Below are 12885 nucleotides of genomic sequence, written 5' to 3'. Positions count from 1 at the left end.
CCCTTATGGTTCGAGTCGTCCCCTAGCAGATGGGGAGGCCTCGGGAAGCTGCCCTTCCGGAGAGCACGACCGCCGCCCGCGATTCAGCTTTGCGTCCGCCCGCACGGGGGCTAAACGCGCGCGCCCTCGGCAGTCCCGCCGGGGAGGAGTCGTCTGCTTCCGTGATCCACCTCGTCCCGCTTGCCCAGATCGCCCCGCACCAGGTCGAAGCGTTGCTCGACCGCGCATTCGGGCCGGGTCGCCATGAGCGCACCGCCTATCGCGTGCGTGCCGGGACTCGCGCGATCCCGGAGCTCAGCTTTGCAGCGGTGGCAGAAGACGGCCCGCTGCTCGGCACCATCCAGTGCTGGCCGGTCGCCCTCGCCTGCGACGACGGCGAGCGCGTGGCGATGGTGATGGTGGGGCCGGTGGCGGTGGAGCCGGCGGCGCAGCAGGGCGGCATCGGGCGCATGCTGATGGGCCACATGCTCGACGCCGCCGACGCGATGCGCAATCCGCTGCCGCTGATGCTGATCGGCGATCCGGAATATTACGGCCGCTTCTTCGGCTTCGACGCGGCGCACACGAGCCGCTGGCGCCTTCCCGGGCCGTTCGAAGCGCGCCGCCTGCTGGCGCGCGGTACGGGAGTTCCGGAGTGCGCCGGCGAGCTTCAGCCACGCCGGGTCGTGCCGGACTGAGGGTTGTGCGGGGTTGCGCCCGCGCGCCCGGGTCGCCATCGAAGGTCGGGTCATGCCCATGCGTCCCCTTCCCGATCTCGCCTCGCTCTCCCTCGCAGAGATTGCCCAGCTGATGGAGGAAGACCGGCTGCCGCCGGTCGAGCGCTGGAATCCGACGCATTGCGGGGACAGCGGCATGACGATCCTGCGCGACGGCCGCTGGCTTCACGAAGGGGCGCCGATCACCCGCGAATCGATGGTGCGGCTTTTCTCCACCATCCTGCGGCGCGAGCCCGACGGCAGCTACGTGCTGGTCACCCCGGTGGAAAAGCTCTCCATCGCGGTGGAGGATGCGCCGTTCGTGGCAAGCGAGCTTCGCGCCGAGGGCGAGGGCACCGAAAGCCGGCTGATCTTTCGCCTGAACACGGGCGACCTGGTGCTGGCGGACGCGGGCCATCCCCTGCGCTTCGAACAGGGCGCGGACGGCCCCCTGCCCTATCTGCAGGTTCGCGGCGGGATGGACGCGCGCATCGCGCGGCCGGTCTATTACGAGCTCGTCGAGCGCGCGCTGGCGCGTGAGGGACAGGATCCCGTCCCCGGCCTGTGGAGCGCGGGCAGCTTCTTCCCGCTCGACGCGGCATGACGCTTGCCGAACGGCTGCGTGCCGGCCTCGCGCAGCCGGCGCAGATGCCGCTGCTGACCGGGGATTTCGACGAGGATGAAGTGGCGGCCGTCCGCTGGCGCGAGGCGGCGGTGCTGGTTGCGGTCACGGACCGGGAGGAGCCGGGCATCCTGCTGACCCAGCGGACGGCGACGCTGCGCAACCATGCCAGCCAGATCGCCTTTCCCGGCGGCCGCATCGATCCGGAAGACCCCGATCCCGTCGCCGCCGCGCTGCGCGAGGCCGAGGAAGAAGTGGCGCTGCCGCGCGAGGCCGTCGACGTGGTGGCGAGCCTCGACCGCTATCGCACAGCCACCGGCTTCACCGTCACGCCCGTGGTCGGCGTGGTGGCGCCCGACCTGCCGCTCGCCCCCAACCCGCACGAGGTGGCCGCGGTGTTCGAGGTGCCGCTGGCCTTTCTCCTCGACGCGGCCAACCACGCCAAGGGTCACGCCACCTGGCGCGGCCGGGAACGCCATTATTACGAGATCTGGTTCGAAGGCTGGAGAATATGGGGTGCTACGGCAGCGATGCTGGTGAACTTGTCGCGGAGGCTCGCGTGGACGGCCTGACGCTGCCTGCCGCCGATTGGCAGGACCGGCCGGGGCTCGCCGCCCTTGCGGACGCGTTGGGCGGCGATCGTGGTGAAGCCCGCTTCGTGGGCGGCGTCGTTCGGGACACGCTGCTCGGGATCACCGCCGCAGACCTGGATGTCGCCACCGCCCATGATCCGCAGACGGTCCTGGCGCGCCTGAAGGCTGCCGGGATACGTGCCGTCCCGACCGGCCTTCAGCACGGCACCATCACCGCGGTGCTGGAAAGCGGCCCGGTGGAGGTCACCACCCTTCGCCGCGATGTGGCGACCGACGGACGCCACGCCACCGTCGCCTTCACCGACGACTGGCGCGAGGACGCGGCGCGGCGGGATTTCACCATGAACGCGCTCTATGCCGACATGCTCACCGGCCGGATCACCGACTACTTCGGCGGCGTTGCCGATCTGCGCGCCGGCCGCGTGCGCTTCATCGGCGATCCGCTGCGCCGCATCGCCGAGGATCACCTGCGGATCCTGCGCTTCTTCCGCTTCCTCGCGCGCTTCGGCGACACACCCGACCCGGAGGGTCTCGCCGCCTGTGTCGCGCGCGCGAACGACCTGATGGCGCTGTCCCGCGAGCGGGTCGCCGACGAGCTGCTCAAGCTGCTGGTGGCGCGCTCGGCCGTGGAGGTCGTCGGGTTGATGCAGGCGCAGGGCATCTTCGTGCCCGTCCTGCCGGAGATCGACTCGGCCGGCGTCGCCTGGCTCGCCCGCCTGGCGGCCCGGGAGCAGGCCTGTGGAGTCCCGCCCGACGCGATCCGCCGGCTGGTCGCGCTGATCCCTGCGGACGCGCTCGAGTCCGTCGGCGCCCGGCTCAAGCTCTCCAACGTGCAGCGCAAGCGGCTGGCGCTGGCGGCAACCGCCGAGGGCATCAGCTCGCCGCGCGCGCTCGCCTATCGCATTGGAACCGAAGGGGCGATCGACCGCCTGCTGCTATCGGACGACCCTGAAGCGGCAGGCGCCGTCGCCGACCTCCTCGACTGGGTCCGCCCGCAGTTTCCGCTGACCGGCGGCGCGCTGGTCGCGCGCGGCATCGGCAAGGGCCCGGACGTCGCCCGCGCCCTGCGGCGCATCGAGGATCAGTGGATCGCGGAAGGCTTCCCGGACGCGGCGCGCGTCGAGGCGCTAACCGTGGCGGAACTCGATCAGCGGTTGCGCTCCAGCAGCAGTTGATAGGCACGCTCGGCATCGACCGGGCGGGCATAGAGATAGCCCTGCCCATAGTCGCAGCCGAGCGCGCCCAGCGTCTGCTCCAGCGCCTCGGTCTCGATCCCCTCGGCGGTGGTGCGCATGCCCAGCGTCTGCGCAAGGCTGAGCACCGCGCGTACGATCGCCACCTTGTCCCGGTTCGCGAGCATCCCCGACACGAAACTGCGATCGATCTTGAGAAGGTCGATCGGCAGGCTCTGGAGATATCCCAGGTTCGAATATCCGGTGCCAAAATCGTCCATGGCGATCGTGGTGCCGAGCGCCTTGAGCGCCCGCAGCGTCTCGGCGGTGGGATCCCGGTCACTGACGATCGCGCTTTCGGTCAGCTCGATCGTCAGCCGCCGCGGCGCCAAATTGTGCGCCGCAAGCGTGCGCTCGACCAGGGCGACGAGATTGTCCCGTCGCAACTGGACGGCGGAGAGGTTGACGGCGACCGTCAGTCCACAGCTCGCTCCGCTCACCCGGTCCCAGCCGGCCAGGGTGCGCATGGCCTCGTCCAGCGCCCACCGCCCCATGGGCACGATTAGTCCGGCTTCCTCGGCCACGGGAATGAAGCGCGCGGGCGGGATGTCTTCCCCCGCCTCGGTCCGCCAGCGCGCCAGTGCCTCGAACGAGACGATGCGGCCCGTCGCAAGGTCACAGATCGGCTGGTAGTGCAGGTGGAGATTGCCGGAGTCGATCGCCCGGCGCAGCTCGGTCTCGATCGAGAATTCCGCACGCATCACGTCCAGCGCCTCGGACCGGTACACCTCCGGAAGGCCGGTGCGCTTGGCACGCTTCGCTGCGAACTGCGCGTGGCGCACCATGTCCTCGTGATCCGCGGCCAGGCTCGCGCCGAGGGCGATCCCGATCGAGCAGCCGATGCGAACCTCGAAATCCGAAAGAGTGAACGGGATCGCCAGGGCGCCCCGAATCCGCTCCGCCACCTCGGTGGCGTCATCGCTGCGACTGACGCCCGACAGGAGGATCGCGAACTCGTCCCCGCCGGTCCGCGCCAGCACGTCCGGCTGGCGCAGCGCCCCTTTCAGACGGCGGGCGACCGAGATGAGCAGTTCGTCTCCGACGATGCCGCCCAGGCAGGCGTTGATGCGGCTGAACCGGTCGAGGTTGAGTGCGAGGACCGCGTATTGTTCGCGCCCGCCCTTCGCCAGCACCTCCTCCAGCCGGTCCTCGAAGCCCGCGCGGTTGGGAAGTCCGGTAAGCGCGTCGATCGCCATCTCGCGCCGCAGGCTGTGCTCCGTCCGCTCCTCGGGCGTGCGGTCGATCAGCGACAGCAGGCAACGACGGGCACGCGCCCCGCTGCGCCGGGTGAGCACTACCCGATAGTAGCGCGCATCAACCGCTTGCCCGAGCGTCCATTCGAACACGTCCCGAAGCGCATCTCCCTCCAGGAACCGGTGGATGCGCGCCCGCATGTCGCTGCAGTCGAGCGCGCCCTTCGGCCCCGCCTCGGCATCGATCTGTCGGAAGCCGCTGTTGATCCGGGACAGGGTGACCTTGCCATCACGGAGCGTCGCCACTGCCGCGGGCATCGGCAGGACGTCCAGGAACGGCTCGGTCGCCAGGGATCGGCTCATGTCCTCTCCGGAAGGACCCGGGTTTCCGGCATCCTCGTGTGCGCTAGATCGCCGTTGCGAAAGCAGTACCATCCACTCCGGCTTAGGTCCGGTGCGTTAATGCTGCGTTTCGAACGTTCGTCTCAGTCGAAGCGGTTGTCACGCGGGAAGCCGGTCGGCGGCATGCGCCCCGCAGCACCGCGCGCCGCGCGCCACGGGCTCAGGTCCGCCTCGGTGCGGACCCGGCCGGTTTCGCCGCCCATCGTCCAGCTGAGCCCGTCCGCAAAGCGCAAGGTGCGCACGTCGGACAGGCCTCCGTCGCGGAAGCGCTGGAGCTGCACGCCCTGCCCGCGCGCGAGTTCAGCCACTTCCGCAAGCGGGAACACCACCAGCTTCCGATTGTCGCCGATCGCCGCGACATAATCGTCCTCGGGCGCGATCGGTCGGATGACGCGCAAGCGCGCACCTGGACGCGGCGTCATCACCTGCTTCCCCTTGCGGGTTTCGGCGATCACGTCGGCAATCCGGACGATGAAACCGCGCCCGTCGCTCGCCGCCAGCAGCAACCGGTCCGACTGCGCCGCGCGCAGGAAGCCCGCGATCTCGGCATCGCCGTCCATGTCCACCATCGCGCGCACCGGCTCGCCGAACCCGCGCCCGCCCGGCAGCTTGTCGGCGCCCAGCGTGTAGAAGCGGCCCGCATCGGTCGCGAGCAGCAGCTTGTCCGTGGTGTGCGCGTGGAACGCGAACAGCGGGCCGTCGCCTTCCTTGAACTTCAGCGTCTCGGCCGCCGCCAGATCGTTGTGCCCCTTCAGCGCGCGGATCCAGCCACGCCGCGACAGCACGACGGTGATCGGCTCGCGCTCGATCATCGCTTCCAGCGGGATTTCGCGTGCGGGCGCGGCCTCTTCCACGCTGGTGCGGCGCTTGCCGAGCGCGGTCTCGGGGCCATAGCGATCGCGCAGCTTCGCCATGTCGCGCTTCAGCCGCGTGCGCTGGCGCGCCTCGGAGCCGAGCAGCAGCGTCAGCTCCGCCTTTTCCTTCTCCAGCTCGCCGCGTTCGCGCCGCAGCTCCATCTCCTCGAGCCGGCGCAGCGACCGCAGCCGCATGTTCAGGATCGCCTCGGCCTGGCGGTCGGTGAGCTGGAACTCGGCCATCATCACCGCCTTCGGCTCGTCCTCGGTGCGGATGATCTCGATCACCCGGTCGAGGTTGAGGAAGGCGATGATATAGCCGTCGAGCAGTTCCAGCCGGTCGGCGATCTTGGCCAGGCGATGTTCGGAGCGGCGGCGCAGCACCACGAACTGGTGGTCGACCCAGGCGCGGAGCACCTCGCGCAGGCTCATCACCCGCGGCGTGCGCGTCGCGTCGAGCACGTTGAGGTTCAGCGGCACGCGCGTTTCCAGGTCGGTCAGGCGGAACAGACCGTCCATCAGCGTCGCGGGGTCCACCGTGCGGCTGCGCGGCTCCAGCACGATGCGGATCTCGGCGTCCGACTCGTCGCGGATGTCGCTGAGGATCGGCAGCTTCTTGTCGTTGATGAGGGTCGCGACCTGCTCGATCAGCTTGCCTTTGGCGACGCCGTACGGGACCTCGGTCACGACGATGCGGAAGCCGCCGCCCTTCTCGCGCTCCACCTCCCAGCGCGCGCGCACGCGAAAGCCGCCGCGGCCGGTGGCATAGGCCTCGGCGATGGCGGCGGGCGGATCGACGACGATGCCGCCGGTCGGGAAGTCCGGACCCTTCACATGCGCCAGCACCGCCGCGTCGTCCGCCTCCGGCTGGTCGATCAGCATCGCGGCCGCGTCGAACAGCTCGGCGGCATTGTGGGGCGGGATGGAGGTAGCCATGCCGACCGCAATGCCGGCGGCACCATTGGCGAGCAGGTTCGGGAACAGCCCGGGGAACAGCTCCGGCTCCTGCTCCTCGCCATTATAGGTTGGGCGGAAATCGACCGCGTCCTCGTCCAGGCCCGCCATGAGGTCGATCGCGACCTGGGTCAGCCGCGCCTCGGTATAGCGATAGGCAGCGGCATTATCGCCGTCGATGTTGCCGAAGTTCCCCTGTCCGTCGACCAGCGGATAACGCAGCGCAAAGTCCTGGGCGAGGCGGACCATCGCGTCGTAGACCGACTGGTCGCCGTGCGGGTGGTACTTACCGATGACGTCGCCGACGACGCGTGCGCACTTCTTGTACCCCGCCGCCGGGTCCAGCCGCAGCAGCCGCATCGCCCAAAGCAGCCGGCGGTGCACCGGCTTCAGCCCGTCGCGAAGATCGGGCAGCGAGCGCGCGGTGATGGTGGAGAGCGCATAGACGAGGTAGCGCTCGGACAGGGCACTGTCGAACGGTGCATCGACGATCGCGTCGAACGGGTCCTTGAAGTCGGTCGCCATCGCCACCGCGGATAGCAGGCGCGCACCTTGTTCCACAACCGTTCCGTGTGCCCGCCCCCCGGCTTTCGGCAGACCGCGCTCGTCCGCGTCGCGACGCACGCCTGATTGCGACGCCCGGCCCTCTTCGCTATAGGCGCCGCCATCCCGCCCCGGCAGCACGCAAGCGCGCGCGCTTCCGGGGCCGATCGTTTTGGAAGGGTTCCGCACATGGCTCGCCGCCGCCAGATCTACGAGGGCAAGGCCAAGATCCTGTACGAGGGCCCCGAGCCCGGCACGTTGATCCAGTATTTCAAGGACGACGCGACCGCGTTCAACGCCCAGAAGAAGGGCACGATCAACGGCAAGGGCGTGCTCAACAACCGCATCTCCGAGCACATCTTCACGCTGCTCGGCCAAATCGGCGTGCCGACCCACTTCATCCGCCGCCTCAACATGCGCGAGCAACTGATCCGCCAGGTCGAGATCGTTCCGATCGAGGTCGTGGTGCGCAACGTCGTCGCCGGCTCGTTGTCGAAGCGCCTGGGCATCGAGGAGGGGCAGCAGCTGCCCCGCACGATCGTCGAATATTACTACAAGGACGATGCGCTCGGCGACCCGATGGTCACCGACGAGCATATCCTGGCATTCGGCTGGGCCGCGCAGGACGAGCTGCACGACATGGCCGACATGGCGATTCGCGTGAACGACTTCCTGGCCGGCCTGTTCGCTGGGATCGGCATCCGCCTGGTCGACTTCAAGCTCGAGTTCGGCCGAATCTGGGAAAACGACTTCAGCCGCATCATCCTGGCCGACGAGATCAGCCCCGATGGCTGCCGCCTGTGGGACATGGCCACCAACGAGAAGCTCGACAAGGATCGCTTCCGCCGCGACCTGGGCGGTGAGGTCGAGGCCTATCAGGAAGTGGCCCGCCGGCTGGGCCTGCTGCCCGAGGGCGGCGACACCGCCGTGCTCGACATGGAAACCCATCGCAAGAAGCGCGGCCGCTAAGCCGTTCCGGCTCCGGCGGCGCTTGCCTGGCGAGCGCACCGGGGCCATAGCCGCCGCCATCACCCACCCACGCACTGCCTTCGAGGTCCCATGAAACTCCGCATCGTCGTGACGCTCAAGAACGGGGTGCTCGACCCGCAGGGCAAGGCCATCCAGCACGCGCTGGGATCGCTCGGCTTCGACGGCGTCGCCGATGCCCGCGTCGGCAAGCTGATCGAGCTCGACGTCGCCGACGACACCAGCGACGAGGCGATCGACCAGATGTGCCGCAAGCTGCTCGCCAACACGGTGATCGAGAACTATCGCGTCGAGCGCCAGGACAGCGTCGCGTGAAGACCGCGGTCGTCGTCTTCCCCGGCTCGAACTGCGATCGCGACATCGCGGTCGCGCTCGAACAGGTGACCGGCCAGGCGCCGGCGATGGTGTGGCACGGCGACACCGATCTGCCGGACGGCATCGGTCTGGTCGCGGTTCCCGGCGGCTTCTCTTACGGCGACTATCTGCGCTCCGGCGCGATCGCCGCGCGATCGCCCGTGATGCGCGCCGTGGTCGAGGCCGCGGGTCGCGGCCTCCCGGTGCTGGGCATCTGCAACGGTTTCCAGATCCTCACCGAAACCGGCCTGCTGCCGGGCGCGCTGATGCGCAACGCACGGCTGAACTTCGTCTGCCGCGACGCGCCGCTGACGGTCGCCAATGCGACCTCGCGCTTCACCCGCGGCTATGCCGAGGGCGAAACGGTGACGATCCCGGTCGCCCACCACGACGGCAACTATTTCGCCGACGACGCAACGCTCGACCGCCTGGAGGGCGAAGGCCAAGTCGCGTTCCGCTACGCCGGCGTCGTCAACGGTTCGGCGCGCGACATTGCCGGCGTGCTCAACGCGCAGGGCAACGTGCTCGGCATGATGCCGCACCCCGAGCGCCGCATCGAAGCCGCGCACGGCGGCACCGATGGCCGTCGCCTGTTCGAGGGACTGGTCGAAGCGCTCGCCTGAGCGGGCGCTTCTCCCCTCACGCCTTCAGCCGGAACGGCGAGAAGTCCGTGCCCCGGTCGAACACGTCCACGCCCTCTGCGCGCTTGAGCCGGTTCACCACCGCATAGGTGACCGGCGTCAGCACCACTTCCCAGCCGACCTTGAGCGCCCAGTTGGTCGCCATCACCGTCAGAACCTGCGACGTCGGCCACACGCCCAGGAACGCGGCCGGATAGAAGATCAGGCTGTCCGCCCCTTCCCCCACGATCGTCGATCCGATGGTGCGCGCCCACAGCATCCGCCCCTCGGTCAGCAGCTTCATCTTCGCCATCACATAGGCGTTGACCAGTTCGCCGACCCAGAAGGCCGCGACCGAGGCGAAGACGATCCGCGGCACCTGCCCGAACACCGCCTCATAGGCGCGCTGCCCCTCCCAGCCGGGCGCCGGCGGCAGCGCCACCACCACCGCCGACATCAGCGCCATGAACAGCACCGCGGCAAAGCCCGCCCACACGCACCGGCGTGCCCGCGCAAAGCCGTAGACCTCTGTCAGCACGTCGCCGAGCACATAGGAAATCGGGAAGAACAGGATACCGGCCCCGAACACGAAGCCGCCGAGCGGCCCCTCCGCGCCGATCGTCGCGACCTTGCCCGCCCCCAGTACGTTCGAGAGCAACAGGATGGCGACAAAGGCGGCCATGGCGAAGTCGTAGAAGCGGAAACCGGACACGCTGCGCGCGTCCGCGGGTGCCGGCGTCATGCTGCCCCTCTCTCCAGAAACGGGATGGCGCGGTTATGAGGATGGTTCCGCTTCGGCGCAATGCGCGCTAACGGAACGCGTGCGTGCGCCCGTAGCTCAGTTGGATAGAGCACGAGCCTTCTAAGCTTGGGGCCGCTGGTTCGAATCCAGCCGGGCGCACCAACGACTCCCCCTCAGCGCAGCGCGACCGCCTGGCCGGCGAAATCCTCGGCCAGCACCTGTTCGATCGGGCGCGCGATCCCGCGAGTCAGCGCCTGCGGCACGGTCACGCGAAAGCCGCGCTCCACCAGTCCGTCGATCGCCCAGCGCACGCAATAGTCGGCAGCCACCCCGATCACCACCGCGTCCTCCACGCCGTGCGCCCGCAGGTCCCGGAAGAACGCGTCCCGGTCCGCGGACACGCCCTCGCGCATCGGCTCCACGCGAAGACCCGGCTCCTCCCACATGGCGAACACGCCCTTTTCCAGCCGGTAGGTCGGGATCGCCGGATCCACCACCTCGGGATCGAGCACATTCTGCCAGCCCGGCGTCTCGCGCACGCAGTGGATCGGGAACTGCTGCGCCTCGGGCAGGCTCGGGTAGGTATCGGCGAAGTGGGTGTCGAAGGTGAAGAGCACCGCAGCGGTCTCCTCCGGCGCAAGCGAGGCCAGCCACTCGGCCATCGGTGCGGCCAAGGCATCGGCGCCCGCAACGGCCAGGGCGCCGTCCGGGTCCATGAAATCCGCCTGGGTGTCGACCACCACCACGACTTTCTTCACGGCCTTCTCCTCACGCCTGGGTGTCGCCCACGCCCTCGTCCCGCAGCGCCGGCCGGTCAATCCCCGCGCGCCGCGGCTTCGCGGTCGAGCAGCGCGCGCTTGCGGTCCGTGCCCCAGCGATAGCCCGACAGAGCGCCGTCGCTGCGAAGCACACGGTGGCACGGGATCGCCAGCGCATGCGCGTTGGCGGCACAGGCACTCGCGACCGCGCGCACCGCCTGGGGTGCGCCGATCCGCTTCGCGATCTCCGCGTAGCTCGCGGTCGCGCCCGCCGGGATCGCGCGCAGTTCCTCCCACACCCGCCGTCGAAAAGCGGTGCCGCGGATGTCGAGCGGCAGGTCGAGCGTGGCGGCAGGGGCCTCCACGAACGCCACCACCTGCGACACCATCGTCGCAAAGTCGTCGCCGCCCGCCTCCAGCTGCGCGTTGGCGAAGCGACGGCGAAGGTCCGCCACCAGCGCATCGGCATCGTCGCCCAGCAGCAGCGCCGCGATTCCTGCGGCGCTCGCGGCGACCAGCAGAGTGCCCAGGCTCGTCGGCGTGACGGCGAAGCGCAGGGTCTCGGCCGCGCCACCCTGGCGATAGGCGCCGGGCTTCATGCCCAGCACCGCCTCCGCCTCGGCATAGAAGCGGCCGCTCGAGCCATAGCCGGCGGCGTGGATCGCCTCGGTCACGGCCGCGCCCGCTTCCAACGCCGCCCGTACCCGCCCGGCGCGGTGCTCCGCGGCATAGGCGCGGGGCGTGACGCCCGTCACCGCCTTGAAGCGGCGCTGGAAGTGGCTCGGGCTCATGCCCGCTTCAGCGGCGAGCGCCTCCAGCGTCGGCGGGATCTCGGCCATCTCGATCCTGCGGCACGCCGCTGCGATCTGATCGAGGCCGGCCGTGCGCATGCCGTCCGCATCCGGCCGGCACCGCAGGCAGGCCCGAGCACCCGTCCGGCGGGCGTCCGCGAGCGTCGCGTGGATCGTCACATTCTCAGGGTTGGCGGTGCGCGAGGGGCAGGACGGCCGGCAGTACACGCCCGTCGTCGCCACCGAGTACCAGAACTGCCCATCCGCCGCCGCGTCGCGGGCAACGATCCGGGCCCAACGCGGGTCTTGTGCAACATGCTGCTGTGTCATCGCGACCTCCTGCCCCACGCCTGCCTCAAGCCGCAGCGCGACACACTCCGTTCCTTGCGCTTCAATCCAAGATAGTGGCACCGACCGGGAGCACCATCACGCATCGCCCAGAAAGGAACATCCACCATGCTGAACGTCGGGCTGATCGGTTTCGGGCTTGCCGGGCGCGCGTTTCATGCGCCGCTGATCGCCGCCACCCCCGCCCTCCGCCTCGCCGCAGTCGTCACGTCGCGCGCGCAGGAAGTGGCCGCGCTGTATCCGGAGGCTCGTGTCGTGGCTTCCGCCGACGCCCTGCTCGCGGACCCTGCGATCGATCTGGTGGTGGTGGCGGCCCCCAACGACACCCATGCACCACTCGCCCGCGCCGCGCTGGAGGCCGGCAAGCATGTCGTCGTGGACAAGCCCTTTGCCCTCAGCGTCGAGGATGCGCGCGAACTTGCCGCGCTCGCCGTGACGCACGCGCGGATGCTCACCGTCTTCCACAACCGGCGCTGGGACACGGACTTCCGCACGGTCGAGCAGCTGCTGCGCGAGGACACCCTCGGCGAGGTGCACCTCGCAGAACTGCGCTGGGACCGTTTCCGTCCCGCCATCAAGCAGGGCTGGCGCGAGACCCCGCACGCCGGCGCAGGATTGTTGGCCGACCTCGGCCCGCACCTCATCGATCAGGCGATCCGCCTGTTCGGCGTGCCGGAGGCGGTATCGGCGGACATCGCGATCCAGCGGGAGGCGGCGCAGGTGGACGACTATTTCGAGCTGACGCTCCACTATGGAAGCCGCCGGGTGATCCTGGGCGCCGCCTCTCTGGTCGCGGCCCCCCGCCCCCGCTTCGCGCTGCACGGAACGCTCGGCAGCTTCGTGAAACACGGGATCGATCCGCAGGAGCCGGTGCTGCGCGCGGGCGGAAGCCCGTCCGACCCCGGCTATGGAGTCGAGCCGGAATCCGCCTGGGGGACGCTTGTCGACGGCGAGGCCGGGGAGCGTCGCCTGCCCAGTGCTGCCGGGACATGGCCTCGCTTCTATGAACAGGCCGCGGCCGCCATCGTCGGGCGCAGCGCGCCGCCCGTCGAGCCGGAGGATGCCATCGCGGGTCTCGAATTGCTCGAACTCGCCCGGCAATCCGCACGCGAAGGACGTCATCTTCCCTTCACCAGGGGCTGATCCCAATATTTTTATCGCCGCATCCGCAACGTCCCCGATATCTTGCCACCATTG

Annotated in this window: 13 protein-coding genes and 1 tRNA gene; 9 read left to right on the top strand and 5 right to left on the bottom strand. The window is 69.7% G+C overall.

Going from position 1 to position 12885, the window contains the following annotated elements:
* Window positions 1-161 precede the first annotated feature (161 nt).
* Genes VPH46_RS07505 through VPH46_RS07490 form a run of 4 tightly spaced genes read left to right on the top strand, consistent with a single transcriptional unit; the run spans window position 162 to window position 3085 of the window.
* The gene (locus VPH46_RS07505) at window positions 162-677 is read left to right on the top strand and encodes a GNAT family N-acetyltransferase (RefSeq protein WP_416610166.1); all 516 of its coding nucleotides are present in this window, start codon (window positions 162-164) and stop codon (window positions 675-677) included.
* 52 nt (window positions 678-729) lie between these two features.
* The gene (locus tag VPH46_RS07500) at window positions 730-1299 is read left to right on the top strand and encodes a DUF1285 domain-containing protein (protein WP_416610164.1); all 570 of its coding nucleotides are present in this window, start codon (window positions 730-732) and stop codon (window positions 1297-1299) included.
* Window positions 1296-1889 (top strand): CoA pyrophosphatase, encoded by a 594-nt coding sequence (locus VPH46_RS07495; RefSeq protein ID WP_416610162.1) that lies wholly within the window; start codon window positions 1296-1298, stop codon window positions 1887-1889. Before VPH46_RS07500 ends, VPH46_RS07495 begins: the two co-directional genes overlap by 4 nt.
* Window positions 1877-3085, top strand: a complete 1209-nt coding sequence (locus VPH46_RS07490) for a CCA tRNA nucleotidyltransferase (RefSeq protein ID WP_416610160.1) — start codon at window positions 1877-1879, stop codon at window positions 3083-3085. The genes VPH46_RS07495 and VPH46_RS07490 overlap by 13 nt, the downstream gene beginning before the upstream one ends.
* Here the strand turns inward: VPH46_RS07490 and VPH46_RS07485 are convergent.
* Entirely contained in the window at window positions 3058-4698 is a 1641-nt protein-coding gene (locus VPH46_RS07485; RefSeq protein WP_416610158.1) for a putative bifunctional diguanylate cyclase/phosphodiesterase, read from the bottom strand. The two genes, VPH46_RS07490 and VPH46_RS07485, sit on opposite strands and share 28 nt — an antisense overlap.
* 122 nt (window positions 4699-4820) lie before the next feature.
* On the bottom strand, window positions 4821-7070 hold the full coding sequence (gene parC / locus VPH46_RS07480) for a DNA topoisomerase IV subunit A (RefSeq protein WP_416610156.1): 2250 nt from the start codon (window positions 7068-7070) through the stop codon (window positions 4821-4823).
* 207 nt (window positions 7071-7277) lie between these two features.
* On the opposite strand from parC, the gene purC reads away from it, so the two are divergent.
* The 3 genes from purC (at window position 7278) to purQ (ending at window position 9052) form a co-directional block, all read left to right on the top strand.
* Window positions 7278-8057, top strand: coding sequence for a phosphoribosylaminoimidazolesuccinocarboxamide synthase (gene purC / locus VPH46_RS07475; RefSeq protein WP_132882083.1), 780 nt, complete (start codon window positions 7278-7280; stop codon window positions 8055-8057).
* A gap of 90 nt (window positions 8058-8147) precedes the next feature.
* Window positions 8148-8390, top strand: a complete 243-nt coding sequence (purS, locus tag VPH46_RS07470) for a phosphoribosylformylglycinamidine synthase subunit PurS (RefSeq protein WP_129340314.1) — start codon at window positions 8148-8150, stop codon at window positions 8388-8390.
* The gene (gene purQ, locus VPH46_RS07465; RefSeq protein ID WP_416610153.1) at window positions 8387-9052 is read left to right on the top strand and encodes a phosphoribosylformylglycinamidine synthase subunit PurQ; all 666 of its coding nucleotides are present in this window, start codon (window positions 8387-8389) and stop codon (window positions 9050-9052) included. Before purS ends, purQ begins: the two co-directional genes overlap by 4 nt.
* Before the next feature lie 16 nt (window positions 9053-9068).
* Here purQ and VPH46_RS07460 read toward each other — a convergent pair whose 3' ends face one another.
* Complete coding sequence (locus VPH46_RS07460) at window positions 9069-9791, bottom strand: queuosine precursor transporter (RefSeq protein ID WP_416610151.1); 723 nt, start codon at window positions 9789-9791, stop codon at window positions 9069-9071.
* A gap of 85 nt (window positions 9792-9876) precedes the next feature.
* On the opposite strand from VPH46_RS07460, the gene VPH46_RS07455 reads away from it, so the two are divergent.
* Window positions 9877-9953, top strand: a tRNA-Arg gene (locus VPH46_RS07455).
* A gap of 11 nt (window positions 9954-9964) precedes the next feature.
* On the opposite strand, the gene VPH46_RS07450 is transcribed toward VPH46_RS07455, so the two are convergent.
* Both VPH46_RS07450 and ada read right to left on the bottom strand, forming a co-directional pair.
* The gene (locus VPH46_RS07450) at window positions 9965-10549 is read right to left on the bottom strand and encodes a cysteine hydrolase family protein (protein ID WP_416610149.1); all 585 of its coding nucleotides are present in this window, start codon (window positions 10547-10549) and stop codon (window positions 9965-9967) included.
* Window positions 10550-10605: 56 nt separating this feature from the next.
* Complete coding sequence (ada, locus tag VPH46_RS07445) at window positions 10606-11670, bottom strand: bifunctional DNA-binding transcriptional regulator/O6-methylguanine-DNA methyltransferase Ada (RefSeq protein ID WP_416610147.1); 1065 nt, start codon at window positions 11668-11670, stop codon at window positions 10606-10608.
* Between the two features lie 126 nt (window positions 11671-11796).
* On the opposite strand from ada, the gene VPH46_RS07440 reads away from it, so the two are divergent.
* On the top strand, window positions 11797-12831 hold the full coding sequence (locus VPH46_RS07440) for an oxidoreductase (protein WP_416610145.1): 1035 nt from the start codon (window positions 11797-11799) through the stop codon (window positions 12829-12831).
* Window positions 12832-12885: the final 54 nt, after the last annotated feature.

The organism is Sphingomonas sp. MJ1 (PH-R8) (assembly GCF_048058635.1).
Taxonomy (GTDB): domain Bacteria; phylum Pseudomonadota; class Alphaproteobacteria; order Sphingomonadales; family Sphingomonadaceae; genus Sphingomonas.
Note: the sequence above shows the minus strand (reverse complement) of the source record. Positions and strands in the feature narration are given on the sequence as shown.

Bases quoted from the DNA above. Each gene is read 5' to 3' on its own strand.
- VPH46_RS07460 (WP_416610151.1), bottom strand. From the start codon at position 9,791: ATGACGCCGGCACCCGCGGACGCGCGCAGCGTGTCCGGTTTCCGCTTC.
- parC (WP_416610156.1), bottom strand. From the start codon at position 7,070: ATGGCGACCGACTTCAAGGACCCGTTCGACGCGATCGTCGATGCACCG.
- ada (WP_416610147.1), bottom strand. From the start codon at position 11,670: ATGACACAGCAGCATGTTGCACAAGACCCGCGTTGGGCCCGGATCGTT.
- purC (WP_132882083.1), top strand. From the start codon at position 7,278: ATGGCTCGCCGCCGCCAGATCTACGAGGGCAAGGCCAAGATCCTGTAC.
- VPH46_RS07500 (WP_416610164.1), top strand. From the start codon at position 730: ATGCCCATGCGTCCCCTTCCCGATCTCGCCTCGCTCTCCCTCGCAGAG.
- VPH46_RS07440 (WP_416610145.1), top strand. From the start codon at position 11,797: ATGCTGAACGTCGGGCTGATCGGTTTCGGGCTTGCCGGGCGCGCGTTT.
- VPH46_RS07485 (WP_416610158.1), bottom strand. From the start codon at position 4,698: ATGAGCCGATCCCTGGCGACCGAGCCGTTCCTGGACGTCCTGCCGATG.
- purS (WP_129340314.1), top strand. From the start codon at position 8,148: ATGAAACTCCGCATCGTCGTGACGCTCAAGAACGGGGTGCTCGACCCG.
- VPH46_RS07495 (WP_416610162.1), top strand. From the start codon at position 1,296: ATGACGCTTGCCGAACGGCTGCGTGCCGGCCTCGCGCAGCCGGCGCAG.